Below are 23901 nucleotides of genomic sequence, written 5' to 3'. Positions count from 1 at the left end.
TTGCCGCCGCCCGCCGCCGTGACCCCGCTGCGCAGAACAATCCTCGCGTCCCTCGGCTCGGCCGCCGTGCACCTGTCGACGATCGCCCGCCTCAGCTGCGGCTTCAACGTCGACATCGAGCTCCCGGACATCGAGTTCGAGCTCACCGAGATGGACTTCGTCGACCCCGAGCAGGAGCTCGGCAAGTCCAAGCCACCCGAGCCTCCGCCCGAGCCCGAGGTCGTCCCGCAGCCGATCGGCCCCGAGCTCCCGCCCGAGGGCATCGACGGCCCCAAGCCCGCGGACAAGCCCCCCGAGCCGCCCAAGCCCAAGGTCTTCGGCGAGAAGCACTCCAAGGTCGATGAGCTCGGCCCGGCCAACAGCAACTTCTACATGTTGCTCAACGCCAAGAAGGTCGCCGGCCTGCCCTTCGCCGACAGCGTCGTCGAGATCATGGCGCCGCTCCCCGACTTCCAATTCATCGTCGAGGGCGGCGGCTTCCATGCCCTGCGCGACTTCAACTTCCTCGTCATCGCCAGCCCCAACCTCCGCGACCTCACCCAGACCTTCCTCGCCGTCGAGTACAAGCTCACCCAGGCCGAGATGCAGGCCGGCCTCGAGCGCGCCGCGGCCCTCGAGGACGAGCGCATCGAGTGGGTGGTGAAGGACGGCCGCACCATGGGCAACCCCGTCCCCATCGCCGACCCCGAGAAGGACCGCGACCCCCGCTGGTTCGTCTTCCTCGACGACAAAGTCGCCGTCTACGTGCGCGAGGAGTTCCTGCCCTCGATCGCCCGCGACAGCGACGACGGCAAGAAGACCGCCGGCAACTTCGTCGCCAACCTGACGAAGATGAAGACCTTCGCCGCTCGCGAGCCCCGCGCCGGCCTCCAGCTGGTCCTGAAGGACATCAACGCCAGCGTCAAGATCAAGAAGAGCCCGTTCGAGATCCCCGACAGCGTCGAGCTCATGGCCGAGGCCAAGGCCGACCCCGAGCTCATGATCAAGACCGAGTTCCTCGACGCGGTCGCCGCCAAGCGCTTCGAGAACCAGTGGAAGGAGGACCTCCCGCGCTTCATCGACGAGAAGGTCCCCTTCCTCGTCCGTGGCATGGTCCGCGGCTTCTACGACGACACCCAGTTCAGCCTCGACGGCAAAGAGGTCACCCTCCGCAGCGCCTTCAGCCAGAGCCAGGCCGTCCTCATCCTCGACCAGATCGCCGCCGGCTCGCGCAAGATGCTCAAGCGAACCCCCGAGGAGATCGAGGCCGCCCGCAAGAAGCGCGAGGAGATGTGGGAGCTCCGCAAACACGGCAAGCTCTCCCCCTCCGAGGCGCTGGAGAAGCAAAAAGGCGCCGACGCCAAGCCAGACGCCAAGCCAGACGCCAAGCCAGACGCCAAGCCAGACGCCAAGCCAGACGCCAAGCCAGACGCCAAGCCCGCGCCCGTATCCGAGCCCGCACCTGCACCCGAGCCCGCAGCTGCACCCGAGCCCGCACCCGCACCCGGGCCCGCACCCGAGCCCGTCCCCGCCGAGCCCGCGCCCACGCCCTGACCGCGACGTTTTTCACGACGGCGGCGAGCTGCAGCTCGCCGAGCAGAGCGGCAGCGTCACTGACGGCTCACCGCCGCCTCACCATCGCCGTCTGAGCGCCGCACCATTGCCGTCGGACCGATCAACGCTCGAGCAGCACGCCGAGCTGATAACGCCGCAACACCGGCGCCTTCCGGGGATCCGCAAAATACGAGGCCCGCGATGGATCGGTGATCCCGTGAAAATCCAGCTCGCCCAGCAGGTGCACCACGCCCTCGTGATCGAGCCGCTGCATCGCCGCCAGCTCGTCGCTCGTGATCCCCACCACCTGCAAGAACAACAGCCCCCCGAACGGCGTGCCGATCTTCCGCAGCAGCGGATCGGGCACGCACGCGAGGCAGGTCAGCGCGCTGTCGATGCCCGCCGCGATCGACCCGCCCAGGTCGGCGCAGTGCCCGGTGTCGAAGCCCTTGCGCGTGCCCAGCACGTAGCGCCCGAGCCCCTGCAGCGCCCGCAGCGGCCAGCTCGGCGGCGCCATCTCACCCGCGGCCCGCGGCACTCGCATCGTCAGCTCGAAGCCAAACCCCGAGACATCCGGATCCCCCGAGCTCTTCTCGAACAGCTCGCTGAGCCCATAGGTGACGTAGTGCCAGTGCTCCGGCCGCGCCCCCTCATACACCGCGATCGCCGGCAGCGGGCTCTCGCCGTCGAGCTCGTACGCCCGCTGACTCGCGAACTGATGCGGCAGCTGCCCCGGGTACAGCCGCGCCAGCGCGTCGTCGATCGCCGCCCAGCCCGGCGCGTCCTGCTCCGCTGCGCTCACAGCCGTCGCTCGAACTCCGCCATGAACTCGCACAGCGCGTCGACCCCGGCCTCCGGGAACGCGTTGTAGATCGACGCCCGGAACCCGCCGACCAGGCGGTGCCCCTTGAGCCCGTCGAACCCGGCCGCCTGCGCCTGCTTGAGGAAGCGCTCCGACAGCGCCTCGCGCTCGCCCTCTGGCGCCCCGTTGGCCGTCCACGTCACGTTCATGCGTGAGCGACTGCCCGGCTGCGCGTGCGCGCGAAACACCTGGCTGCCGTCGAGCGCCGCGTACAGCTTGCCCGCCTTGCGCTCGTTGACCGCCGCGATCGCCGGCAGCCCGCCCGCGTCACGCATCCACTCGAGCACCAGCTTGAGCACCAGCACCCCGAAGGTGTTGGGCGTGTTGTAGAGGCTCGGCTCCTTCGCGTGCGTCGCGTAGCGCAGGATCACCGGCACGTGCGCCGCCGGCTTCTTCGCCAGCAGGTCCTTGCGGATGTACACCAGCGTCACGCCCGAGGGCCCGAGGTTCTTCTGCGCCCCGGCGTAGCCGAACGCCGCGTGCTCGAGCGCCATCGGCCGCGACCCCGCGTGGCTCGAGAAGTCGATCACCAGCGGCACCCCGCCCTCCGCCCGCGGGATCTCGGCGTACTCGGTGCCGAAGATCGTGTTGTTGGTCGTGATGTGCAGGTAGCTCGCGTGCGCGTAGCTGGCCGCCTCCGGGAACGCCGGGATGCGGTCGTAGTTGGTCGCCGCCGAGCTGCCGACGGTGATCGTCTCGCCCAGGCCCTGGCTCTCCGCGATCGCCTTCTGCGACCACACGCCGGTGTCCACGTACGCGGCCGGCTTGCCCGCCTCGCGCAGGTTCATCGCCAGCATCGCGAACTGCAGGCTCGCGCCGCCCTGCAGGAACAGCACCTGATGCGTCTCGGGGATCCCGAGCACCTCGTGGCACAGCTTCTCCGCCCCGAAGGTGACCGCCTCGTACGGCTTCGAGCGGTGCGAGATCTCGAGGATCGACATGCCCACGCCCTTCGCCCCGCGCGCGTGACCCTCGGCCCGCAGCTCGTGCACGGCGTCAGCCGCCCGCTCGAACACCTCCAGGGGCAAGATCGCCGGACCGGCCGAGAAGTTCCACAGCTTCACTCTGTCTGCGCTCACCATGGCCCGGGACGCTAGCCGAGACCCGGCCGCCGCGACAGCCCCCAAATTCCCCTGCGGACCAACATGCGGGAGTTAGCGATGGCGCGACAGCCCCCAAATTCCCCCGCGAGCCGGCATCCGAGGAGCGACCAGGCGATGCCCCAAGTTCCGCGGACCAACCGTCAGCGGGCCGTCACGCAGTGCTTCTCGTTCTCGGCGCAGGCCACCCGCACGTGGAAGTGGACCTTGTGGCCCTTCACGTGGCGCACGATCCCCTTGTTGGTCTTCGGCGGCAGCGGCCACTGGACCCACAGCCCGAGCTGCTCCTTCGAGACGCCGGCCTCACGGGCCGCCTTGTAGACCCGCTTCTGCAACGGGTGCTCGAGGAAGATGTACTCGACCTCGCCGCTGACGATGAACGCGTGGATCAGCTGCCAGGTCGCCTTCCAGTCGATGTCGCCCGGACCGACGTGCTTCTTGCCCTCGGCCGCCGCCGTCAACGGCATGCGGATGTCGATGTCCCGCCCGCTCTGGTGCGACTTGTGCGGCCGGAAGCGTCCGCCCCGCGCCCTGCTGATCCCGCCGATGATGATCGACCGACGAAACCCGGTCTCGTGGCGGAAGCGGACGATCGCCGCCATCAGCTGCGTGATCGCGTGGCTCGAGCCCCAGCTCTCCTCGGGCTTGCGACGGGTGTAAAGGTCAGGGCGATCGGGCAGCTCGACGCCGCGGACCAGGCGACCACGGCTCGGTCGGCCGATGCTCACGCCCCCCGCCGGCACCCGGATCTGCGCCAACTTGGCCGCCAATCCGGTGCTGCTGGTCGCCACCAGCGGCGGCGGGTCGCGCCACAGCACCACCTTCTCCTTGCGCTCCAGGCTCTTGCCGAGCCTGCGGTTCCAGGTCTGCACCTCTGCAACCTCGACCCCATACTGGCGGGCGACCCCATCCCAGTCATCGCCGCGCTTGACCACGTGCTCGACCCGCTCGCGCTGCGGCGGCGGGTTGACGGCGTGCACCCGCAGGGTCTTGCCCGAGCGCAGCACCGGCTTGTCGCCCTTGAGGTTGTTCCAGCGGGCCAACCGCTGCCGCTCGACGCCGTAGCGCTTCGCGATGTCGCCCAGGGTCTCGCCGGGGATGACCGTGTGCTTCACCCAGCGCGGCGTGCTGTCGATCGGCGTGGGGTCGCTGACCACCGGCGGGAGCTCGACCAGCACCGGCCCCGGATCGATCGGCTGGGCCAGGATCTCGCGCTCGATCGCCTCGAGCTCGCTCTGCGGGTCGCCCCCGTCGCTGTCCTCGCCGTCGTCCTCGTCGCCCTCGCCCTCCTCGTCCTCGAGGTCGCCAGCGCTGGTCACCCCCGTGGGCCCGGCGACATCGCGCGACACCGGGCTCACCCTCGCCGGCGCGGCCTTCTTCTTGACCGCCTTCTTCTTCTTGGTCTTGCCCTTCGACTTGCTCGCCGACTTCGCCGCCGCCTCCGGCGCGTGCCCTGCCACCACGGCCATCAACAGCAGCGACAACCACAACCCCAGCAGGCCGCAGAGGCGGCTCGGGAGGCGGGGTGTTGCGCGCTGCAAGTGCATCGAAGGGACCGGGTCGGCCAACGTAGCAGACCCCCGGGACCGCGTGTACTTCGCAGCCCCCGGGCACTATTCCCGCGGGCCGCCACACCACACCACCCCACGCCGCTCGCCCATCGGCCGACCCCCTGGCCCACGCGCCAGCATCTCGGCAAATTCCACCTGCACTGTCATTGCATCTGCAGCCGCATTGCCGCAACTTGAACGCGGTTCAGGGCCCGCTCCCCGACGTTTTTTGGCCGCAGAGAGATCTCCCCGAGGACAGCGCTGGCAGACTGCGCGGCACCCGGGCGCGCGCAGCCCCGCGCCTCTTCACTTGCTCTTCTTCTTCGGCGCCTCGGGCTCGGCGTCGGGCAGCCCGAGCACCCGCAGCACCTCGGGGTACACCTTGTCGGCGAAGTACTCCGAGCCCGCCATCGTGAAGTGGATGCCGTCGTCCTCGCGCAGCTCCTGGTCCTTGCGCTTGCCCACGGTCGCCTTCTCCAGCAGCGTGCCCGCCGAGTCGGTGAGGAAGGGCGTCGTGTCGATGTAGGTCCCGGCCTCGCCGAGCTCGCCGACCGCCTCGCTCTGGACCTGGCGGATGACCTCCAGCTTCTGCTCGAAGCTATTGAGCTCCGACTTCGGCAGGCCGAGCCACAGCACCTTGCGCTCGGCCACGCCGATCTCCTTGAGGAAGTCGGCCACCCGGGCCTTGTACGCCACGCTCCAGCCGTCCGACTTCCAGCCGACCCGCTTGCCCTTGCCCGACTTCGGCGTGAGGTCCTGGCCGTCGTTGCCGCCCATGATCACGACCACCAGGTCCGGCGTCTTGGCCTCGACCTGCTTCCTGGCCTCGGCCTCCCAATCATAGAAGTCGGGGCGGGCCAGCCCGGTCGCGCTCTTGGCCTTGCGGTCGCACTCGATGTTGGGGTGCGCCTCGAGCTTGCGCTCCAGGAGCGCCCCGAAGCCGGTGGCCGCCAGACTGTCGCCCAAGATCAGCACCTTGCGCGGCGTCTCGGGGATCGCCGGGGCCTCGGGCTCCTGCACCGGCTCGGCCACCGCGACAGGCTCGGCCACGGGCTCGGGCGCAGCCACCACGGGCTCGGGTTCGGCGACCGGGATCGCGGCCGCTGGCAGGGCGACGGGGATCGTCGGGCCTGGCGTCGCGGCGGTCTTGTCCGCGGTGCAGGCGGTCGTGGCCAGGGCCAGGGTCACGAGGGAGAGGCAACGCCGTGGAGACCAGAGCATGGGGCGAAGCCTATAGCGCGGAACGCGATCCCACGGAAGAAGCTGGCGAGGACGGATGCGGAGACCCCGCAAGCTCGGTGTGGCGAGAACGATGAGGGCCCCGGGCGATCTCCGGCCCACTCGCTGCGACAAGCCCCGACACCACGAGCGGCATCGGCCCTGGTTTCACGCCGCGAGCCCCGGCCTGTCGCGGCCAGTGCCCAAGGGCCCCACGCGCCTCACCCGCCACCGCGAGCCAGGCCCGCAAAGGCCCGCGAGGAATGCTGCGACAGCGTCGGCAGTAACCCCTCGCCCCCTGGCAAGCTTTTCGAAGCTGTGGAACACTCGTCAAGTCTGTCTCGGACAGGAGCGAAGCCCGATGCGTTCTCCGAACACTGAATCTTCCTTAGCGACCTCCATCGCCCGCTGGCGCACCGCCCGGCGCGTCATCCTCGGCTCCATCGTCCTTGCCGGCGCGATGGCCACCTCCGCGGCCATCATGTACCGCTTCGGCGGCACGGATTGCCGCTCGGCCCACCGCGCTGTCGACAACAGCTACTCGTACAGCGGCATCGGAGCGGTGATCCAGGGCCGCGGCGACCACGTCGTGGTTCGCAGCGTGCTCCCGGGTGCGCCGGCCGACGGCGCCATCCGTGAGGGCGCCCGCCTGATCTCGGTCGATGGCACCTACCCCGACAGCGTCGAGGGTTGGGCCACCGCGCTCAAGGGCCCCGCGGGCACGAGCGTCACGATCGAGGTCGCGTACAAGTGCAGCGGGCACAAGTTCGTCACCCTCGAGCGCAAGATGATCCGCGTCTCTCGCTGATCCGCTCCGCCCGAGACTGCGGCGGGTCCCGGTGCTCTGCACCCGGGGCCCGCAGCTATTTAATCGACCGACTCCTCGCAGCACCCGCCGACTCCTCCAGACTTCGGCAAGCCTCAGGGCCCGCAGCTACTTGGGCGAAGCCTCGCGGCGCAGGTAGACCAGCTGCGGCCCGCGCCACGGCGTCACCATCCCCGCCGCCGACATATAGCCCGTCATCGGCAGCACCCGCTCCTCCCCCCGCCACGTGCGGGCCAGCGTGTAACGCCGCTGCAGCGGCGATCGCAGCCACGCCGGCGCCTCGCCGTCGAAGTACAGCGCCACGTACACCCCGGCCTCGACCCGCGCCGCCAGCTCCCGCTCGATCGCCCGCTGCTGCGTCGGCGCCACGTCGTGGATCCCCATCGAACCGACGTGCCCGGGGCCACCAGCCAGCACGCTCCACCACGGCCGCTGCAGCGCCAGCGTCGGCCCGGCCGCCCGCAGCTCCTCGCGCAGCGCCGCCGCCCGCCCGCGCTGGCCCGCGTCCGGCAGCGTGCGCGCCGGGTCCTGCCACGCGTAGCTGTCCCAAAAGCCAGCCCGCAGCCCGCGCTCCTGGATCGCCTGGTAGCGCGGCTCGAGCAGCAACGCGAACACCAGCTGCGCCGCCACCAGCCCGAGCGCCGCCGCCTCCCCGCGCCCGACCGGCAGCGCCACCGCCACGAACGCCGCCCCGAAGCACACCCCCGGCATGAACGCGTTGGGCTCGGCCCACTGCGTGCTGTAGCCGAGCGCCGAGACCAGCAGCGCCGTCGCCATCAGCACCCCCCAGTAGATCAGCCCGCGCCGATCGACCTGTCCTTTCACACCTGTCCCACGGGCCAGCCCCCAGATCCCACCCGCGAAGCGACCCACAAGCAACAACGCGAGGAACGGCGCCGCGTGCCCGAACATCCCCCAGGTCTTGCGAGTGAAGCGCTCCGCGTTGAACGCGTGGCTCTGGTGCAGCTCGTAGATGTACGCCCACAGCTGCCCCCCCGTGATCCGCTGACCGAGCAACACCCCACCGCCATCCACCACAGCGATCGTCGCCGCGAACCACAGCAGCTCGCGCGGCGCCACCAGCAGCCCCAACAGTCCGCTCGCCAGCACGAACACCGCCGCCGTCTGCTTGGTCCAGAACGCCAGCCCCACCAGCAGCCCCGCCAGCGCCGCCCGCCGCGGCCGCCCCCTCGCCCCGCGCAGCAGCACCAGCCCCCACAGCAGCAGCGCGAGGAACAGGCTGTCCGCGCGGCCCACGTCGTACCAGCGGAAGCTGAACACATAGCCCGAGCACCACAGCCCCACCGCCGCCGCCTGGTGCGCCCGCGGCTTGCCCTCCTGCCCGACCAACCGCCACAGCCCGCGCCCCACCGCCACGCACGCCGCCACGCTGACGACCCGCGCCAGCGCGAAGTCCAGCGGCAGCGCCCACCCGAGCATCGCCAGCAACGCCGTGTACAGCGGCGTGTACAGGAAGGGCACGAACTCCGCCGACGGCTCGGGGTAGATCGCCAGCCCCTGCTGCAGGCGCAGCGCCTGATGCAGCGACCCGCCCTCCATCCACTCGAGCTCGAGCGCAAACCCGATCCGCCACCCGAAGCAGATCGCCAGGACCACCACCCACAGCCCCGCCAGCGCCAGCACCCCGCGTCGCGCCCACACCACGCTCATCGCGACACCCCCGTCGCACCCGCGTCATCGCGAAACGGCCCGACCACCCGACCCTGCGGCCGCAGACAACAGTAGTACCCGAGGTCCAGCACCCCGCCCGGCTCACGCGCGTCGACCACCGGCCCCGGCGCCACACAGGCCCAGCGGTACCCCGGCCCGAGCCCGCGGGTCTGCGCGCTCGCCTGCGCCGGCACCCGCGGACCGACGTGCCCGACGTGACACAGCAGGTCCGGGTCACGCACCCGCAGATCGGCCAGCGGCGCCATCAGCTGATGCCCCGGACGTCCGCGCGGCGACGGTCGCAGCTCCGGCACCCGCCGCGGCCAGGCGTCGACCAGCCCGTACACATCGACCACCGGCAGCCCCGACGCGTACGGCAGGGCCCCCGCCGCGCCGACCGTCAGCCACGTCGACGCCGGCAAGTTCTCTCGCATCCACGCGCCCACGTACACGCGCTCGCGGGCGAAGCGGTCCATCGCCGTGACCCCCTCCCAGCGCCCCGCCAGCCACCCGCCAGCCTGCGCCCTGTCCTCGAGCCAGCGCGCCCTCGCCTGCCCCGCCAACAACCCCGCGGCGACGATCACCACGATCGCCGCCACCGGCACCCGCCCGAGCCCGCGCACCCGCCCGCCGATCCACGCCGCCGCGTCCGCCAGCAACCAGCTCCACAGCACCGCCAGCAGCCCCGTCGCCACGATCAAGAAGCGCGAGTAGGCCATGAAGTCGCCACCGATCGCCCACGCCCACGCCACCGTCCCCGCGATCGGGATCACCAGCACCAGGTGCCGCGCCCGCAACCACGGTAACAGCGGCAACAGCCACACGAGCCCCACCGCCCGCGCCCACGCCTCGACGTACCAAAGCCCGTAGGTCCCGCGCAGCAGCCCGCCGAACTGCTTGACCAGCCACGTGTTCGGCAGCCAGCTCCCGTAGTAGTGATCGCGCCACAGCAGCTGCAGCGCCAGCGGACCCGCCGCCAGCGCCGCGCCGATCATCAGCCGCCGCCAACCCGGCCAGACCTTTCGGCCATGTACGATCAGCCATGTCCCAAAGAACAGACCGATCGGCAGCAGCGCGTCCGGGCGGGTCAGGCCCGCCAGCGCCGTCAAGCAACCCGCCGTCCGCCAGCGCCCGCTCGCCGCCGCGCCCATCGCCGCCAGGCACAACGCCGCCCCCAGCGCCGTCTCGAGCCCCCCCTGGCCCCACACCATGAACTCCGGGCTGCACGCCAGCAGCAGCGCCGGCGCCAGCGACCACCCGCCCCGCAGCCCCCGCAGCAACAAGCACACGATCGCCAACCCGGCCAGCGCGCCCAGCTGCGTCAGCACCGGCGCCAGCAGCTCGGGCGCCACGCCCACGCGGTCGCCGAGCGCCAGCAGCAGCACCCAGAGGAGGTTCGTGTAGCCCTCGACCAGCTCGCGCGGCGCCGCCAGGTTGTAGGCCAGGGTCCCGTGCTCCGCGAGGTTCCTGGCGTAGCGGAACGAGATGTACGCGTCGTCGCAGAGGAAGCTCCAGGCCCGCGTGTGCCCCAGCGCGAGCGCGGCGATCACCGCCGCTTCGGCGCCTCGCTGCAGCGTGTCGCGACTCGCCCGCATCATCCGCATCATCCGCATCATCCGCATCAGGCGCGCATCGCCCGGCGCAGCCCGTCCGGATCGGGTGCGACCGTCATGGCCGCCTCGAGGCTCACCTTGCCCGCCCGCAGCAGCGCGAGCAGCGACTGCTCGAGCGACATCATGCCCTCGGCGCGCCCGGTCTGGATCTGATTGGCGATCTGATGCGCCCGGCCCTCGCGGATCTGGCTGGCCACCGCCGCGGTCACGATCATCTTCTCGTAGGCCGGCACCCGCCCGAGCTGCGCGCTCGGCAGCAGCACCTGGGTGACCACCGCGCGCAGCGAGCCCGCCAGCTGCAGCCGCACCTGCGGCTGCTTCGGCCCCGGGAACACGTCGATGATGCGGTCGATCGCCATCGCCGCGCTGCCGCTGTGCAGCGTCGACAGCACCAGGTGCCCGGTCTCCGCCGCCGTCAGGGCCGCCGCGATCGTGTCCTGGTCGCGCATCTCGCCGACCAGGATGATGTCCGGGTCCTCGCGCAGCGCCGCCCGCAGCCCGGCCGCGAAGCTCTCGACATCGGTGCCGACCTCGCGCTGGTGGATCAGCGCCCGCTTGCTGACGTACTGCAGCTCGACCGGATCCTCGAGCGTGATCACGTGCTTCGCCGTGCTCACGTTCACCTGCTCGATCAGCGCCGCCAGCGTCGTCGACTTGCCCGAGCCGGTCGGTCCGGTCATCAGCACCAGCCCCGACGGGTACTGCACCAGCTGGCGAAACTCGTCCGGCAGCCCGAGCTGCGCCAGCGTCGGGCACTCTGAGCGCACCGGCCGGATCGCCGCCGCCAGCCCGCGCTGCTGGCGAAACAGGTTGATGCGGAAGCGCAGCGCCCTCGCACCTGGCCCCGGGGACAGGTCGAGCGCGAGGTCGACGCTGCCGCTGCGCTCGAGCTCGTGCCGCCGCTCCGGCGTCATCGCCAGCTCCGCCAGCGCGAGGATCTGGCCGGCGTCGCAGGTCAGCCCCGTCTCCCGCAGCGCGCCCCCGAGCCGCATCCGCGCCGGCATGCCGGTCGACAGCAGCAGGTCCGACGCCCCGTCGCGGTGGGCCTGCAGCGCCAGCTCGACCAGGTCACCCGCGTTCTCGGACGCCGTGCGGTAGGCGATCGGCGGCGCCGACTCGCTCGCCGACAACCTGTCCGCAAGGACAGCTCGCGGCGGCGCCTCGCTCACCGCCGGCCGCAGCGGTGCCGCGTGAAACGGCGGCTGCGGCGGTTGCGGCGGTTGCGGCGGTTGCGGCGAGACCGGCGACTGCGGCGGCACGGGCAGCCCGAGCTCGCGACCCGCGCGGTGCGGCTCGGTCACGTCGCGCCCGCTCGGCGCCCCGGTCCCGCGCCGCGCCGGCGACGGCCCGCCTGGCCTCTGCAAGTAGAACGCGAGGCGGAAGCGACCGCCCTCACCATTGAGCTCGGCCGAGAACTGCTCGTCGCCGACGCTGTGGGCGATGCGCAGCGTCCCGCCCTGCTTGATCGCCTGCAGCTGCTCCGCGTCGACCAGGTCCTCGAGGAAGATCGCCACCATGTCGTGGCTGACCTTCGGCATCGACAGCGCCACGTCGGCCCCGCCCTTCTTGAGCAGGGGCACCCGCTCGGACGCCACGATCATCGCGTCGGCCTTCTGCGCCGCGACCAACTTGAGCAGGGAATCGATCGCAGCCATGACGCCGGAGCCTACCCCGGCCGCCCCGCACTGTCGCTCGCGCAACCCGCGCAACGGGCCCCGACGGCCCTCCCAGCCCGATCTGCGGCCTCTCGCCCACGGCCTTCACCGCGCCCGGGCCCGCACGAGCGTGGTACAAGCGACGGCGCCGCGGCCGTGAAGCTCATCATTCAGATCCCCTGCCTGAACGAACGGGACCACCTCGGGGCCACCCTCGCCGACCTCCCGCGCAGCATCCCCGGCATCGATAGCATCGAGGTGCTCGTCATCGACGACGGCAGCACGGACGGCACCGCCGAGCTCGCCGAGCAGCTCGGCGCCCACCACGTCCTCCGCTTCGCGCGCAACCGCGGCCTCGCCGTCGCCTACGCCGCCGGCGTCGACGCCTGCCTCCACCTCGGCGCCGACATCATCGTCAACACCGACGCCGACAACCAGTACCGCGGCGCCGACATCCCGCGCCTGGTCGCGCCGGTGCTCGCCGGCCGGGCCGACATCGTCGTCGGCGACCGCCGCACCGACAGCCTCGCCCACTTCTCCTGGCTCAAGCGACTGCTGCAGCGCTGGGGCTCCAACGTCGTGCGCCGGGCCAGCGGCACCGCCGTGCGCGACGCCACCAGCGGCTTCCGGGCGATCGGTCGCAAGGCCGCCGCCGCCCTGTTCGTCCACAACCGCTTCACCTACACCCTGGAGACGATCATCCAGGCCGGACACGCCGGCCTCGCCATCGAGAACGTCGCCGTCGAGACCAACCCGCAGACCCGCCCGTCGCGCCTGTTCCGATCGATCGGCGGCTACGTGCGCCGCAACGCCGCCGTCATCGTCCGCGCCTACAGCATGTACTGGCCGGTCCAGACCTTCGGCTTCGTCGCCCTCCTGCTGCTCCTGCTCGGCCTCGGCCTCGGCGGCCGCTTCCTCTACTACTTCGCCGCCCGCTGGCCGCAGGAGAGCGGCCACACCGAATCCCTGCTCGTCGGCGTCGGCGCCGTCGTGCTCGCCTTCCTGGTCGGCCTCATGGCCCTGCTCGGCGACCTCATCGCCGCCAACCGCCGCCTCAGCGAGCAGCTGCTCGTGCAGGTGCGCCAGCTCGACCTCGCGGTCGGTCGCCTCGGCGACGGCCCGGCGATCCCCGGCCTCCAGCGCACCACCGCCACGCCCTGGTCCGAAGCCACCGCGCTCGCGGCTCCCAGCCGCCTGGCCCTGCACCCGGGAGACCCCGCGTGAACACCCCGCGGGTCGACGCCGGCAACATCGTCGGCAACGTCTACGACAAGTACAACACCCGCAACCCGATCGCCCGCGCCCTCATGCGCGGCTTCACCGACGCCGTCACTGACCTGTACCAGGGGACAGGTGCCCGCAGCGTGCTCGAGGTCGGCTGCGGCGAGGGCCTGCTCGCCGACCACCTGATCCGCCGCGCCCGCCCCGACCGCTTCGAGGCCTGCGACGTGGCCCTGCGCCCCGCCCCCAGCCTCGACCCCCAACTCGCCCTGCGCGAGGCCTCGATCTACGCCCTGCCCTGGCCGGACCAGAGCTTCGACCTCGTGATCTGCTGCGAGGTGCTCGAGCACCTCGCCGACCCCGCCGCCGGCCTCGCCGAGCTCGCCCGCGTGTCCGCCCGCCAGGTCCTGATCTCGACCCCCTGGGAGCCCGTGTGGCGGATCTTGAACCTCGCCCGCGGCCGCTACCTCCGCGCCCTCGGCAACACCCCCGGCCACGTCCAGCACTTCAGCCGCCGCGCCCTCCTCACCCTCGCCGCCACCCGCCTCGACGCGCTCCGCGTGCGTCGACCCCTCCCCTGGACGGTGATCCTGGGCGATGTCCGCCGCTGACCCTCACCCACCTGTCCCTCCGGACAGCCTGGCCCCGCGAGCCGACCCCGCGCCACCTGTCCCTCGGGCCAGCCAAAACACACCTGTCCCGAGGGCCAAACACACCTGTCTCTCGGGCCAGCCGTCTCGCCCGCTGGCTGCCCGCCCTGCTGGTCACCCTGTTCGGCCTCTACCTGCTGTGGCCGGTCCCCACCGGCGTCATGCCGCTGTCCGCCGACCACACCGTCCACCTGACCCGCGTCTACCTCTACGGCGAGCAGCTGGCCGGCGGCCACCTCGTCGGCTGGAGCCCGACCTGGTTCTTCGGCTTCCCGCTCGGCGAGCTCTACCCGGTCCTCGGCGACCTCGGCGTGCTCGCCCTGCGCGTCCTCAGCCTCGGCCTGCTCGACTGGCCGCAGGCCTACGCGCTCCTGTTCACCCTCGTGTTCCTGACCCAGGGCTTCGCCCTGCTGCGCTGCGGCCGGGCCCTCGGCTGGGGCCCCGTGCCCGGCCTCTGCGCCGCCCTGCTCGCCCTCGCCGACGTCGGCGCCTACCGCGAGGGCGGCTGGACCTACACCGTGCTCTACGGCGTGTGGCCGCAGACCCTCGCCACCGCCCTCGCCTGGCTCACCTTCGCCGAGCTCGCCCTGGCCGCCCGCGCCGCATCACCTGTCCTTTCGGACAGCACGACTCCACCTGTCCTTTCGGGCAGCGCGTCGTCACCTGTCCCTCCAGACAGCCTCGACCCGCCCCCACCTGTCCCACGAGACAGCGACCACAGCGTCCGCCGCCACCTCGCCCTCGCCACCCTCGCCGCCGCCGGCGCCCTGCTCGCGCACCCGATGGCGCTCATGATGCTGGCCCTCGGCGCCCCGCTCTACTTCATCACCGTCGGCCTGCGCGGTGGCCCACGCCGCTCGCAGCTCGCCGAGACCGCCCTCCACCTCGCCCTCGCCCTGACCCTCGGCGCCGCGCTGGCGGCCTGGTGGCTGCTGCCGATGAGCGCCCACCGCGGCTGGATGGCCAACTACGGCTGGCTGCACGCCCCCCTCGCCGACATGCTGCGCATGGCCAGCCACGGCCAGTGGACGCAATTTATGCCCACCGCCGTCGGCCACTGCGCCAGCCTCGGCCTGCTCGCCGCGGCCCTCCTGGGTCGCGCCCCGCTGCGCTTCTTCGCCCTGTGGACCGTCGCCCACTGGCTGCTCGCCAGCACCGACCTGTTCTGGGGCCTGCGCCTCGACTGGCTGTCCGGCGGCTTCCAGCACATCCAGTACCAGCGCTTCCTGATCGCCGCCAAGCCCGGCTTCTTCCTGCTCGCCGGCGCCGCCCTCGGCGGCCTATGCCACCTGGCCGTACGAACATGGTCGAACCGACATGTCCGAAGCGCCATCCGCCGCCCACTCACGGGCCTCGCCGCCGCCCTCGCCCTCGCCCTCGCCCTCTGGCAGCTCGTCGACACCCGCGCCCAGATGCAGCGCGGCCAGGTCGGCCAGATCCAGACCCAGCGCATGCCCGGCGCGCCCCGCTTCGCCGCCGACTACGCCGCCTTCCTCGCCTGGGCCCGCGCCACCTGGGACGCCCGCGACGCCGACTACCGCATCAGCTTCCGCGCCGACCGCAACCTCCACTGGTTCATGGACTCGCCGGTCTACACCCACACCCCGAGCTACAAGCAGGGCTTCACCCCCGGCGACAACTTCGTCCACAAGCCCGAGTCCGGCGACCCCGCGCTGCTGCGCCGCCTCGGCGTCCGCTACCTCGTCAGCACCAGCAACATGCTCCCGTCCGGCGCCACCCGCCTGGCCCAGTTCGGGCAGATCCACGTGTTCGCGCTCGCCGACCCCGAGCCCCTCGCCCACCTCGAGGGCAGCGGCGAGCTCACGGTCGAGCAGCCCGCCCTCGCCGGCGACGGCCTGCGGGTCCGCGTCCGCGGCGTGACCGACGAGCGCAGCCGCCTGGTCCTCCACGTCGCCGGCTACCCACGCTGGCAGCTCCACTTCACGCCCGCCGGGGCCGCCGGCAGCCCCGACGAGCTCGTCGAGTGGTACGAGGTACCTGTCCTCGGGGACAGCCCCACCGCCACCCAGGCCCAGCGCCGCGCCGGCGAGCTGCGCGGCGGCAAGGCCCTCGGCGACGACGGCCGCGAGCCCACCCTCATCGCCGCCCCCGCGCGCGACGGCAGCTACGAGCTGCGCTACGACCGTTGGCGCCGCGTCGACATCCTCGGCCTCGGCCTCGGCCTGCTCGGCCTGCTCGGCCTCGCCGCCCTCACGCGCCACCGCCCGCTGCTCCCACGCCTGCGCCCCTGGGCCCGCCGCCTCACCCACCCCGCCCTGCTCATCGGCCTGCTGGTCCTCGGCCTCGCCCTCGCCGCCCTGCGCCACCGCCAGGGCGCCGCCCGCGAGCACGACCTCGCCAGCGCTCGCCTCCAGCGCGGCGCGGCCCGCAACTTCGTCGCCGGCCCGCTCAAGACCGACATGCTGGTCCTGCCCGCCCTCCTCGCCCGACCTGGCCGATCGGGCATGTCCGAAGTGACATTCCCGGACGTACAGCTCGGCCCCAACCTCGACGGCTGGTACGCCCTCGACGACGACGACGCCAAGCTGCGCCGCCGCGGCAACCACCGCCTCCGCATCGCCGCCCGCCCTCACGGCGCCGCCGACTGGACCCCGCTCGCCGACCTCCCCGTCCGCCACCGCCCCGACCGCAACCACCTCGACGACATCGCCGTCCCGCCGGCATTGCAGGCCGTCCCCGTCGACCTCCGCGTCGAGCTCGAGACCAGCGGCGAGGCCCCACCCCGCTTCGGCCTCGACCTCAAGCTCCCGGGGGCCGCCCCATGAACCTGTCCCATCGGCCAGCCCGCCTCGCCCTGGCCGTCCTCGCGGCCGTCGCCGCGCTCGAGTGGTTCGCCGCCGCCAGTGCCTACCGCGCCCGCCTCACGCCCGAGGTCTGGCAAGCTACCGCCCTCGCCCTCGCGACCCTCCCGCCCGGCGAGCCCGTCTACCTCGGCACCCCCTGGCTCGGCCCCAGCGCCCGCCAGCATCTCCCACCCTTGCGCGGCTGGGACTCGCTCGCCGCCCCGACCTCCACGGCGTCCCGCGCTTCCACGTGCTCGGCATGGCCGGCTCGCCGCACGCCGGCGCCTGGTCGGACGACCTCCAGACCGACCTCGCCGAGCTCCCCGCCCCGCAGCTGCTCGCCAGCGACGATCCGGCCCACTGCGCCTCCACCACTACCTCGCGCCCGCCGCCGGCGTCCTCATCACCGACTGGCTCGCCGACCCCGCCGCCCTCACCCTCCGCGACGCCCGCGGCCCCTGTCGCCTGTCCTCCGGGACATGGTCGTGCAAGCAGGGCAGCGTCGCCCTCGCCACCCGCGAGGTCGCCTACCGCCCGCGCCGCTGCCTCGCGCTCGAGCTCGACGACGGCGCCACCCTCGAGCTCTCCCGCCGCGCCGAGCTCGGCACGACCCTCCGCGGTCACCTCGGCTTCGCCGACTTCAACGCCCGCCTCCGCAACGACGCCCCGGCCCTGCTCGAGCTCCGCATCGACGACGCCCCCGTCGGTCGCTGGACCCTCACCGACAGCCAGGGCTGGGTCGCCTTCGCCGTCGCCACCACCCCCGGCCCGCACGAGGTCCTGCTCCGCCTGACCCCCCTGCTCGGCGGCACCTGGACCGAGCAGGGCTACGCCCCGCAGCCGCGCCGCGCCGCCTGCCTCGAGCTGCGCGCCCTCACCGACCCCGCGGAGGCGACCCCGTGACCCGTCGCGACCGCCTGCTGGTCGCGCTCGCCCTCGGCCTCGCGACCACCACCCTCCTCTCGCTCGGCCACCGCCGCGTCGGCTACGTCCGCGACGAGGGCATCTACTTCGTCGCCAGTCGCCACCACGCCGCCTGGGCCGCCCAGCTCCTCCACGCCCCCGGCACCGCCCTCGCCGCCCCCGCCCGCGACCGCGCCTTCAGCGTCAACCACGAGCACCCCGCCCTCATGAAGATCGCCGGCGGCATCTCGGCCCGCATCTTCGCCCAGCCCGGGCGCCCCGCCGGCCAGCCCGAGCCCGCACAGGCCGGCCTCCTCCCGCTCATGCCCGAGGGCGCCGCGATGCGCCTCCCCGCCCAGCTGCTCGCCGGCCTCGCCGTCGCCCTCCTCTTCCTCACCGGCGCCAGCCTGGCCGCCCCGCTCCCGGCCAAGCCCCAACCTGTCCCCTGACCACCCAACCTGTCCCTTCGACCACCCTGATCCCACCTGTCCCTCCGACCACCCAACCTGTCCCTCCAGACAGCACTATCCCCTCCTCGCCGGCCTGTGCGCCGCCCCAGGTTCATCGCCCTCCCGCACGTGGGTTCCACGCCGGCCTGCACTGCTTCGACGTCCCGGTCGCCGCCGCCACCCTCGCCGTGGTCCTGATCTACCGCCGCGCCCTGCACTCTGCGCGCTGGGCCCTCGCCCTCGGCCCCGCCCTCGGCGTCGCCGTCTCGATCAAGCTAAACGCCCTCTTCATCCCGGTCCTGCTCGCCCTCCACTACGTCCTCTGCCTCCTGCTCGCCCGCCGACGCCCGCGCCCCGGCCAGCTGCTGCTCCCCCTTCCCTGAGCGATGGCCGTGCTCGCCCCGCTCACGGTGCTCGCCCTGTGGCCCTGGCTGTGGAGCGACCCGGTCGGCCGCCTCCGCGACTACATCGAGTTCCACCAATTCCACGCCTACTACAACACCGAATTCCTCGGCATCAACTACAACCGCCCCCCCCTCCCGATCTCCTACCCCTTCGTGCTCACCTGGGCCACCGTCCCCACCGGCGCCCTCCTGCTCGCCCTCCTCGGCCTCGCCCTCGGTCTCCGCCGCGATCTAACACCTGCCCCAAGAGACACCTCACCTGTCCCTTCGGACACCCCCACCTGGCGCGCCCCCCTGCGCGGTCAGCCGGCCCGCGACGGCCTCCTGTGGGCCCTCTTCGCCGGCTTCCCGCTCGCCCTGATCGCCGTCCCGACGATCCCGATCTTCGGCGGCACCAAGCACTGGCTCACCGCCTACCCCTTCATGGCCCTCGCCGCCGCGACCGCGTTCATCGCCCTGACCCGCGCCGCCGCCCTGCGCGGCCGCTGGCGCCACGCCCCCGCCGCCGCGCTGCTGCTCGTGCTCGTCCCCGGCGTGTGGAGCACGATCGACGGCCACCCGCACGGCATGTCGCAGTACGCACCGCTGGTCGGCGGAGCCCGCGGCGCCGCCGACCTCGGCCTCCTGCGCGGGTTTTGGGGCCACGCCCTCCCGCCCGGCGTCTTCACGCAGCCCGGCGCCCCGATCTACCTCCACGACCTCCACGAGCTCGCCCGCCAGCAGTACGCTCGCGAGGGCCGCTGGCCCGCCGGCAACACCCCCGCCACCCCGGCCCGCGCGCGCCAGGGACTGCTGTTCCACGAGCGCCACATGCAGAGCCTCGAGATCCAGCTGTGGGAGTCGCTGCGCAGCACGGCCCCCGCCGAGGTCGTCACCCTCGACGACGTCCCGCTGACCAGCCTCTACCGCGAGTGATAGAACCACCGCATGAGCGACCACGACTCCCGCGTCCAGGCGATCGCCGCGCAGGTGCGCGAGCGGGTCGCCGCTGGCGCCCTGGTCCACATCGACAAGGGCGGCGTCCACCACGTCGTGCCGATCCCCGGCGACCCGCGCTTTCGCAGCGCCAAGCTCGACACCTCCGCCCTCCGCCACATCCTCACCATCGACGCCCACCACCGCCGCTGCACCGCCGAGCCCGGCGTCACCTTCCGCGACATCGTCCGCGCCACCCTCCCGCTCGGCCTGGTCCCCACCGTCGTCCCCGAGCTCGAGGGCATCACCCTCGGCGGCGCCGTGGCCGGCTGCGCCGTCGAGTCGATGTCCTTCCGCCTCGGCGGCTTCTTCGACAGCGTCCAATCCCTCGAGCTCGTCACCGGCACCGGCGAGGTCCTGGAGCTCTCCCCACCCGCGAGCCCGACCTCTTCCACATGGTCCACGGCTCCTACGGCACCCTCGGCGTCGTCACCCGCCTGGAGTTCCGCCTGGTCCCCGCCAAGCCCTTCGTCAAGCTCAGCTACCTCCGCTTCCACGACTTCCCGGCCTTCCACGCCGCCCTCCGCCACCACTGCGAGGCCGGCGACTTCGACTTCATCGACGGCATCGTCCACGCCCCCGACCACCTCACCCTCTGCCTCGGCGAGTTCGTCGCCGACGCCCCCTACCTCAGCAACTACCGCTGGCTCAACATTTTTTACAAGAGCACCCGCGAGCGCGCCCGCGACTACCCCAGCGCCGAGGACTACTGCTTCCGCTACGACACCGAGTGCCACTGGCTCACCGCCACGTTCCCGGCCTCGAGAACCAGGCCGTGCGCTTCCTGCTCGGCAAGGCCGTGCTCGGCTCGACCAACCTGATCCGCTGGTCCGGCCGCCTCGCGCCGCTGCTCGGCAAGCTCAAGCGCCGCCCTGACGTCGTCGTCGACCTCTTCATCCCCGACCGCCGCTTCGCCGACTTCTACGCCTGGTACGCCGCCGAGGCCCGCTTCTTCCCGCTGTGGGTCATCCCCTACCGCATGCCCGCGATCTACCCCTGGGTCAGCGACGAGCACGCCCGGCGCATGGCCGACACCCTGCTCATCGACTGCGCCATCTACGGCATGCCCAACAGCGAGCCAGAGCGCGACTGGTCCGAGGTCTTCGAGGCCCAGACCTTCGCCCACGACGGCGTCAAGACCCTGATCTCCCGCAACCACTACGACCGCGAGCGCTTCTTCCAGATCTACGACGAGCCCCGCTACGCCGCCGCCAAGGCCCGCCTCGACCCGCAGGCCCTGTTCCACAAGGGCGTGTTCGACAAGCTGCACCGCGTCGAGTGACGCGGCCTACTGCAGCATCCCGAACAGCTCCTCGTCGTCGAGCACCTCGAGCGTGAGGTCCGCGATCTCCGCCTCCGGCACGCCGATGCCGACCGCGACGTGGCGCAGGTACGCGTCCTCGGCCAGGTCGAGCTCGTCGTCCGCGTCGTTGACGCTGGCGACCAGCTCGAGCAGCTTGCGCTTGTCGGCCGGATCGAGCCCCCGCAGCGTCGCCGCCGCGCTGTGCACGTTGAACGCCGCCGGGCTGAAGTGGTGCAGCGAGGCCAGCAGCTCGGCCGGCGGCTCGCCGCCGAGGACCTGCCGCAAGATCGCCTCGATGCGCGTGACCTCGGCGCCCTCGAGGCGCTTGTCCGCGTAGGCGGCGCCGAGCAGGAGCTGGGTGATGGTCTCGATGTGTTGTTTCATCGCGTCTCCTCCCCCCGGAGGGGCCCCGAGCCTAGCCGATCCGCGGTCACTGCGGGTGGATCACCTTCGTGAACGGCTCCATCTCGCCCTCCACGTGCCAGTTGGCCCACATGCGCTTGCGGCTGGTGTCCCACGCGAGGTCGGGCTCGAGGCTCAGCCAGTTGCGCGCGGCCAGCAGCCGGCGCTGCGTGCCCGGGAACGGCAGCATGCGCACCTCGATCCCGCGGTCGATGACCCGCCCGCGTCGAACAGCTGGTCGAGCGCGTAGATGAAGATCGCCGGCGCCGGCGGGTGCACGATGCCCGACGAGATCAGCTGCGAGATCACCTGCAACTGGTCGTCGCGGCTCGACTCGATCAGACCGAGCGCCCCCACGTGCACGTCGCCCGACACGATCGTCACCCGCGTGGCGCGGGCCTTGCCGAAGTCGAGCAGGCGGTGGATCAGCCGCAGGCGCTCGCCGTGGTGACCCCGGCTCGACCAGTGATCACGCAGGTCGTCCTCGAGCTCCTGCTGCCCCGGCATGAACCCGAGCGCGTCCTCGACGGCCCCGAGATCGACGTACACCACCGGGATGCTGGTCATCACGATCAGGTGCCGGAGCCCCTCCTGCCGGTCGATCCACCGGAACGCCGCGTCCCAGGCCGCCGGGCTCATCACCTGCGAGGACGAGCGCTCCGAGCGGAGGTCGAGCGCCACGATCGCCAGGTCGTCGATGCGGTGCGCGTAGCTGAGGTTGGGCCCTGGCGCGATGAACTCGTCGGTCGCCGCCTCGCCGGCCGGCGGTGCAGCTGGAACACGCAGAACCACCGCCGCGCCGCCGCGAAGATGCCCTGGTAGACCTGCGATCGGTGGCGCGAGTCCGGGTACGAACCCCAGCCGTCGAAGATGTCGTGGTCGTCCCACATCATCACCGTGGGGATCGACGCCAGCATCGCCGCCACCTGCGGCTGCGCCCAGCGCTTGCAATAGAGCTCGAAGTAGAAGCGGTCGACCTTCTCGGCCAGCGCGCCCGACATCCCCGTCACATCCGCGATGAACGACCCACTGTGGCTCCAATCGCTCAGCTCGTCGATCGTCTCCCACAGCGGGTCCGCGTAGACCTGGTCGCCGCCCATCATCATCAGGTGATACGGCGTCTGCGCGTGCAAGCCGCGACCTCGACCCACAGCGCGAAGGGGTCGCGCACCGACTTCGCCGTCTTCAGCGTCGCGAAGCCGTTGCACGTGTTGTAGGCCATTCGCGGCCGCTCGTGCGTCGCCGGCACCGTGAAGCGCCACGAGCCCGCGCCGCCGATCCGGTACGTGACCTCGACCGGCGCGCGCGCCGCGGGCCACCGCCAGCTCGATCGACCACACCGTGCGAGCACCATGCGTGGCCAGCCGCAGCGGCGCACCGGCGCTGGTCTCGCGGGCGCTGCTGGTCCAGGTCAGCGTCGGCGCCTCCGCGCCGGTGACCACGACCAGCACGCTGACGCGCCAGCGGGCCGGCGCTGGCTCCACGGCGCGCAGTCGAAGGATCGGTCCGAGCACTATCTCCATGGTGGCCTCCTGGGGCGCGAACCTGGTGCCCATGCGCCCCACGCGACGAGCCCAGGCCCGCCTGCCCCCCGCGCCCCCCCCCCCCCCCCCCCTCCCCCCCCCGGCCCCCCGCCGGGCGGCGCCCCGCCCCCGGGGCCGCCGCGCCCCCCCCCCCCCCACCCCCTGCCCCCCCGGGCCCCCCCCGGGGCGAAGCCCAGGCCGCCTGCACGCCGAGCCCGGAGCGTGCCACACTCGCCTGTCCGGAGGTCCCAGTGCGCGCCCTTCCCCTCACCGTCTCGCTCGTCGTCGCCGCGCTCGCGTGGCCCTCGCTGGCCGCGGCCCGGCCCTTCTCGCCGAAGCCTGACGACAAGCCGTGGACCCGCGGCACCCTGATGCCGAGCTTCGGCCTCGGCGGCTCCTTCTACCGCGGCGGCGGCGGCAACCTGCTCGTCGCCGCCGGCCTCAACTACTTCTTCGTCAACAACCTCGCCCTCGGCCTCCAGCTGCGCAACTTCAGCACCTTCCTGCCCAGCTACTACAAGCAGGACTACCCCGGGATCGAGAAGCAGATCCCCACCAACGAGTTCAGCATGATCCCCGGCGTGACGGTCATGCTCTACCGCAGCTACCGCTTCACCCCGTACATCTACGGCGGCGTCGGCCCGGTCTTCCTCAACCACAAGCGCGGCGTCGTCGGCGAGTGGAACGCCGGCCCCGGCCTCCTCATCGGCATCGGCCGCCGCATGGCCCTCGACATCGGCGTCAACTTCTCGATGCGCTTCCCCGGCGACAAGTGCGACGCCGCCTACAGCTACGCCGGTGCCACCAGCAACGTCGTCTTCTTCGGCGCCTGCGGCCTGCGCTGGGGCATCCGCGCCGGCCTCGTGTTCGGCTTCGGCGTCGGCCGTCAGCGCCACCAGGCGCCGCCCCCCGAGGACCCGTACACCTCACCCAGCCGCAGCAGCCCGCCCCCGCGCCGAGTCCGGGCTACGCCCTGCCGAACGCCGGCTACGCCCCGCCGCCCGAGCCCGCACCCGCCCCGCCGCCTGAGCCTGTCGCCCGCCGCCCGAGGGCCCCGCCCCGCCGCCCGCCACAACTCCGGCCGAGACCGTCCCCTCGCCCCACCGCCCGGCGAGGCCCCACCCGCCGAGAGCGTCCCAGTCTCGCCGCCCGGCTGACCTGTCCCCGGAGACAGCCATCACAACCTGCCCCGGGACATCCCTGTCCCCGGGACAGGCCGCACCCAACCCGATCTCCCGT

The 23901-nt window shown here is 72.4% G+C and carries 23 protein-coding genes and 1 pseudogene; 13 read left to right on the top strand and 11 right to left on the bottom strand.

Going from position 1 to position 23901, the window contains the following annotated elements:
- Positions 1–18 precede the first annotated feature (18 nt).
- Positions 19–1533: a hypothetical protein gene (locus IPJ59_RS34730; RefSeq protein WP_293275546.1), complete on the top strand. Its 1515-nt coding sequence runs from the start codon at positions 19–21 to the stop codon at positions 1531–1533.
- Positions 1534–1654: 121 nt separating this feature from the next.
- Here IPJ59_RS34730 and IPJ59_RS34725 read toward each other — a convergent pair whose 3' ends face one another.
- From IPJ59_RS34725 to IPJ59_RS34710, 4 genes are all read right to left on the bottom strand, one after another.
- The gene (locus IPJ59_RS34725) at positions 1655–2335 is read right to left on the bottom strand and encodes a suppressor of fused domain protein (protein ID WP_293275545.1); all 681 of its coding nucleotides are present in this window, start codon (positions 2333–2335) and stop codon (positions 1655–1657) included.
- Entirely contained in the window at positions 2332–3474 is a 1143-nt protein-coding gene (serC, locus tag IPJ59_RS34720; protein WP_293275544.1) for a 3-phosphoserine/phosphohydroxythreonine transaminase, read from the bottom strand. Before serC ends, IPJ59_RS34725 begins: the two co-directional genes overlap by 4 nt.
- Positions 3475–3638: 164 nt before the next feature.
- The gene (locus IPJ59_RS34715; protein WP_293246813.1) at positions 3639–5042 is read right to left on the bottom strand and encodes a penicillin-insensitive murein endopeptidase; all 1404 of its coding nucleotides are present in this window, start codon (positions 5040–5042) and stop codon (positions 3639–3641) included.
- Between the two features lie 309 nt (positions 5043–5351).
- Positions 5352–6266, bottom strand: a complete 915-nt coding sequence (locus IPJ59_RS34710) for an SGNH/GDSL hydrolase family protein (RefSeq protein ID WP_293246810.1) — start codon at positions 6264–6266, stop codon at positions 5352–5354.
- Between the two features lie 457 nt (positions 6267–6723).
- Between IPJ59_RS34710 and IPJ59_RS34705 the strand changes: the two genes are divergently transcribed.
- Complete coding sequence (locus IPJ59_RS34705; protein WP_293246807.1) at positions 6724–7071, top strand: PDZ domain-containing protein; 348 nt, start codon at positions 6724–6726, stop codon at positions 7069–7071.
- A 126-nt stretch (positions 7072–7197) separates the two neighbouring features.
- On the opposite strand, the gene IPJ59_RS34700 is transcribed toward IPJ59_RS34705, so the two are convergent.
- Genes IPJ59_RS34700 through IPJ59_RS34690 form a run of 3 tightly spaced genes read right to left on the bottom strand, consistent with a single transcriptional unit; the run spans position 7198 to position 12028 of the window.
- Entirely contained in the window at positions 7198–8760 is a 1563-nt protein-coding gene (locus IPJ59_RS34700; protein WP_293275543.1) for a glycosyltransferase 87 family protein, read from the bottom strand.
- Positions 8757–10355 (bottom strand): hypothetical protein, encoded by a 1599-nt coding sequence (locus tag IPJ59_RS34695; protein WP_293275542.1) that lies wholly within the window; start codon positions 10353–10355, stop codon positions 8757–8759. The genes IPJ59_RS34700 and IPJ59_RS34695 overlap by 4 nt, the downstream gene beginning before the upstream one ends.
- A 26-nt stretch (positions 10356–10381) precedes the next feature.
- Positions 10382–12028, bottom strand: a complete 1647-nt coding sequence (locus IPJ59_RS34690; protein WP_293275541.1) for a type IV pilus twitching motility protein PilT — start codon at positions 12026–12028, stop codon at positions 10382–10384.
- Between the two features lie 156 nt (positions 12029–12184).
- Here IPJ59_RS34690 and IPJ59_RS34685 point away from each other — a divergent pair, with 156 nt between their 5' ends.
- The 10 genes and pseudogenes from IPJ59_RS34685 to IPJ59_RS34645 all read left to right on the top strand — a co-directional run bounded on the left by IPJ59_RS34685 (position 12185) and on the right by IPJ59_RS34645 (position 20716).
- Entirely contained in the window at positions 12185–13252 is a 1068-nt protein-coding gene (locus IPJ59_RS34685) for a glycosyltransferase family 2 protein (RefSeq protein WP_293275540.1), read from the top strand.
- Complete coding sequence (locus IPJ59_RS34680) at positions 13249–13860, top strand: class I SAM-dependent methyltransferase (RefSeq protein WP_293275539.1); 612 nt, start codon at positions 13249–13251, stop codon at positions 13858–13860. Before IPJ59_RS34685 ends, IPJ59_RS34680 begins: the two co-directional genes overlap by 4 nt.
- A 200-nt stretch (positions 13861–14060) precedes the next feature.
- Positions 14061–16685 (top strand): hypothetical protein, encoded by a 2625-nt coding sequence (locus tag IPJ59_RS34675; protein WP_293275538.1) that lies wholly within the window; start codon positions 14061–14063, stop codon positions 16683–16685.
- Between the two features lie 78 nt (positions 16686–16763).
- Entirely contained in the window at positions 16764–17606 is an 843-nt protein-coding gene (locus tag IPJ59_RS34670; RefSeq protein WP_293275537.1) for a hypothetical protein, read from the top strand.
- Positions 17603–18055, top strand: a complete 453-nt coding sequence (locus IPJ59_RS34665; RefSeq protein ID WP_293275536.1) for a hypothetical protein — start codon at positions 17603–17605, stop codon at positions 18053–18055. Before IPJ59_RS34670 ends, IPJ59_RS34665 begins: the two co-directional genes overlap by 4 nt.
- 188 nt (positions 18056–18243) lie before the next feature.
- Entirely contained in the window at positions 18244–18438 is a 195-nt protein-coding gene (locus tag IPJ59_RS34660; protein WP_293275535.1) for a hypothetical protein, read from the top strand.
- A gap of 3 nt (positions 18439–18441) precedes the next feature.
- Positions 18442–19374, top strand: coding sequence for a hypothetical protein (locus IPJ59_RS34655; protein ID WP_293275534.1), 933 nt, complete (start codon positions 18442–18444; stop codon positions 19372–19374).
- 12 nt (positions 19375–19386) lie between these two features.
- Positions 19387–19791: pseudogene (locus tag IPJ59_RS38515) on the top strand (FAD-binding protein); the annotation flags it as partial.
- A 38-nt stretch (positions 19792–19829) separates the two neighbouring features.
- Positions 19830–20255, top strand: a complete 426-nt coding sequence (locus tag IPJ59_RS34650) for a hypothetical protein (protein WP_293275533.1) — start codon at positions 19830–19832, stop codon at positions 20253–20255.
- On the top strand, positions 20210–20716 hold the full coding sequence (locus IPJ59_RS34645; protein ID WP_293275532.1) for a hypothetical protein: 507 nt from the start codon (positions 20210–20212) through the stop codon (positions 20714–20716). The genes IPJ59_RS34650 and IPJ59_RS34645 overlap by 46 nt, the downstream gene beginning before the upstream one ends.
- 6 nt (positions 20717–20722) lie before the next feature.
- Here the strand turns inward: IPJ59_RS34645 and IPJ59_RS34640 are convergent, their stop codons facing one another.
- The 4 genes from IPJ59_RS34640 to IPJ59_RS34625 are packed head-to-tail and all read right to left on the bottom strand — an operon-like array spanning position 20723 to position 22695.
- Positions 20723–21121 (bottom strand): TerB family tellurite resistance protein, encoded by a 399-nt coding sequence (locus tag IPJ59_RS34640; RefSeq protein WP_293275531.1) that lies wholly within the window; start codon positions 21119–21121, stop codon positions 20723–20725.
- Between the two features lie 46 nt (positions 21122–21167).
- A complete protein-coding gene (locus tag IPJ59_RS34635; RefSeq protein ID WP_293275530.1) occupies positions 21168–21329 on the bottom strand; it encodes a hypothetical protein in 162 nt (53 codons plus the stop codon).
- Positions 21275–21820 carry an alkaline phosphatase D family protein gene (locus IPJ59_RS34630; RefSeq protein ID WP_293275529.1) on the bottom strand — a complete coding sequence of 182 codons (546 nt, stop codon included), beginning with the start codon at positions 21818–21820 and terminating at the stop codon, positions 21275–21277. Before IPJ59_RS34630 ends, IPJ59_RS34635 begins: the two co-directional genes overlap by 55 nt.
- Positions 21778–22695 (bottom strand): metallophosphoesterase family protein, encoded by a 918-nt coding sequence (locus IPJ59_RS34625; protein WP_293275528.1) that lies wholly within the window; start codon positions 22693–22695, stop codon positions 21778–21780. The genes IPJ59_RS34630 and IPJ59_RS34625 overlap by 43 nt, the downstream gene beginning before the upstream one ends.
- Before the next feature lie 218 nt (positions 22696–22913).
- Here IPJ59_RS34625 and IPJ59_RS34620 point away from each other — a divergent pair, with 218 nt between their 5' ends.
- Positions 22914–23819 (top strand): hypothetical protein, encoded by a 906-nt coding sequence (locus IPJ59_RS34620; protein ID WP_293275527.1) that lies wholly within the window; start codon positions 22914–22916, stop codon positions 23817–23819.
- The last annotated feature ends 82 nt before the right edge of the window (positions 23820–23901 follow it).

It is taken from the genome of Nannocystis sp. (assembly GCF_016714285.1).
GTDB lineage: Bacteria > Myxococcota_A > Polyangia > Nannocystales > Nannocystaceae > Nannocystis.
This window is presented reverse-complemented; position numbering and strand designations above follow the sequence as displayed.